Genomic DNA, 1874 nt, shown 5'->3' with positions numbered 1-1874 from the left:
GTGTATGGGCAGCTTTCGCTGACATACACGGCGGCATCTGGGGCGCGTCACGTCATGCACTGACGGTGGGCTTTGCGGCCACAATGGTCTTTGCCATTGGGCCCCGCATCCTCCCGCATTTCGCTGGACTCAGCAATATCTTCAGCAAGCGACTGATGTTCCTCAGCCTCTTACTGCTCCAGTCGGGCTGCTTGCTGAGAGTGACTTCAGAGCCTCTCGCCTACGAAGGGTTTCTTTTATTCGCGTGGAAGGTACTGCCAGTATCCGGAATGCTGGAGCTGAGTGGGGTGCTCCTGTTCGCAACAAACCTTGTACTCACGTTTCTGTTGGGCCGCTCAGCCTTTGCAGCCAAGGGTCTCAATCACCCCCGCGGCGGCATGATAACAGGCTCGCATCTCCGGAGGCGATTCAAGGTCCGCGGGAGCTACTCGCCGGTTTCTGATTCTCCGGCCGGATGCACCCAGTCGTAGGTTGCGCCTAGCCACGACCTCGCGGTGCCGGACTCCAAAACATGCGGGATCAGGGCCCACAAACCGATGAGGGCCAGTCCTACCAGGTTTGGGAAGAGTAGTGGAGCCATAGGCGGCGCACCGTTCACGAGCTTGTCAAAGACATTGTGGCCAGGCTCAACAAGGTTGGCGCGCATGTGGAACCAGAATCCAAGTACGCCAACAAACGCCTGCCCCATCATCACGACCAGACATAGATCGAGGAAGCGGCGCGTGACTGTCAATATCAGGGGGATAATCAGGAAGCCTGTTGCGAATGCGGATGAGATTACGGGGATCCATTCCGTGCGCGCAAAAAAACCATTCGATGCGTGATCGGTGAGCGACAGCACGAAGTTGCCGAAGAATCCGCCCAGTGCAAGCAGGATCACCCAGCGAGCCCACTCCATGCTGCGAGCGGCGACCATGCGGTTCATGAGCAACAGGAACCCAAGTCCAGAATAAGCAAGCGGCGCGGCGAAGGGCGCTGCATACGTGAGGCTCTTCAGCGTCCGATCGAGAAAGAATCGGCTTTCCAGGTGATAGAGGACGCCCCCTAGCCCCACCAGGACTGAAAGCCACCCAACCGCATAGCCAACATCGCGCCACGGCGCCTCAAAGCCCCAAATCCAGCGCAAAGCAATCACACAGGCCAATACGAGGGGAGCTCCAATCGAGAAATACAGAGGTATATATTCGGCCGCTTTTTGAAAATGATTGACTGAGTGCGCGATAAAAATGTCCGCGGCAAGGATTGCCAGGTTGACGGTGGCAAATAGTTCCACCCAGAGACGGGGATCGTGGCCCCATCGAAGACGTGGATCACCGACGATTTGCTGACTTGGCGAGAGCAGCCTACTTATGCGCATGTTCTCTCCGCAATTCATCGGCATCATGCTGCAGTTCGACCGTCTTGGAAAGAAGTTCGTAGTTTCCATGCCACTGCACAAAATCGGCTCCTCCCATGAACGCCCCGTGCTTTGAAGTTCGGCCGTCGTAGTGCCAGAGATTAAAGTAGGTGAAGTCGATGGTGTGCGTGAATGGCGGACCGGAGAGCGAGCCGTCTTTGTGAAGGTCATCCATGATCGCCTTGGCGGCCAGGATCTTCGCATTGGTGCTTTCAACAACCTGCTGACCCTGGTCATAAACGCGGTCAACAAGTGCCTGGGTATGGCATTGCGTGCAAACCTGCTTCATGTTGATCTGCGCTTGCAGGTAATTCGGGCGATGGGTGGTAATCGCGTCGGCGAGATACCAGCCGAGGCGGTCAGATGGATTGTGCGTAACCTTGAGCCCGTTGATGCCGCTCATGTGGCAGGTTGCACATGTTGGCACAAACATATCCCGCGTAGTGAGCGTGCGCGGATCGGCATCAAGCTTCAATAG

At 56.6% G+C, this 1874-nt stretch carries 2 protein-coding genes; both read right to left on the bottom strand.

The genetic code is table 11. The annotated features are described in order from the left end of the window. Nucleotides 1–424: 424 nt before the first annotated feature. Nucleotides 425–1273 (bottom strand): hypothetical protein, encoded by an 849-nt coding sequence (locus tag WCB02_RS41230; RefSeq protein ID WP_423968578.1) that lies wholly within the window; start codon nucleotides 1271–1273, stop codon nucleotides 425–427. A gap of 70 nt (nucleotides 1274–1343) precedes the next feature. Continuing rightward, nucleotides 1344–1874 (bottom strand): multiheme c-type cytochrome (locus tag WCB02_RS41225; RefSeq protein WP_423968576.1); only part of this gene is annotated, 531 nt, incomplete at its 5' end.

The organism is Bradyrhizobium sp., assembly GCF_049581145.1.
Lineage (GTDB): Bacteria > Pseudomonadota > Alphaproteobacteria > Rhizobiales > Xanthobacteraceae > Bradyrhizobium.
This window is presented reverse-complemented; position numbering and strand designations above follow the sequence as displayed.